At 53.4% G+C, this 506-nt stretch carries 1 protein-coding gene; it reads left to right on the top strand.

Annotation, left to right across the window (positions count from 1 at the left end; genetic code table 11):
- A partial coding sequence (locus tag ACW5E8_RS14805; protein ID WP_456966307.1) for a hypothetical protein occupies positions 1–431 on the top strand: 431 nt, incomplete at its 5' end.
- Positions 432–506 lie beyond the last annotated feature (75 nt).

The raw sequence follows: 506 nt of genomic DNA, 5'->3' as shown, positions 1-506 counted from the left end.
ACATGGCAGGTAAAGCTTGCCATGTGTTTCGCTCCACTACGCGTCTCGGCTTAACTCTGGCGTTAGGCCCCATGTACGGATTCCCGGAAGATCTAGATCTCTCACAGATGGTAGGACACGAGACCACGCAGTTCTGCGTCGGCCCTTACGACCTCCAGTTTACCTTTGGCACCGTTGAATTTGCTGTTCAGTCAACTGTAGAGCTAAATCGAAACGGCGCTCTGATCGGCGTCTGGAAGTCAGGGGTGTGGCCAAGCACTGACTTCTACCAAGTATTCGGCAGTCCCGTTGCTTGGGTACAGGTGGTGGATAGGAATCGTCTGGTCATTGCACTCGCCAACGGACTAGAGCTGCATCTCTTGGACACCTCTGACCAGTTTGAGTCTCTTCAAATCTACGCAGGCGGCCTCGAAGGAATACATATTGTCTAGTCCGGGGGTGAATTCAACCACCAAGTGCGACAGTCCTGATCAGGCGCGGATTCGCTGTTCGGGCGTTTCATAGTC

The sequence above is a fragment of the Luteimonas sp. A649 genome (assembly GCF_054072735.1).
The sequence above is the reverse complement of the archived record's forward strand: the minus strand, read 5'-3'. Positions and strand labels throughout refer to the sequence as shown.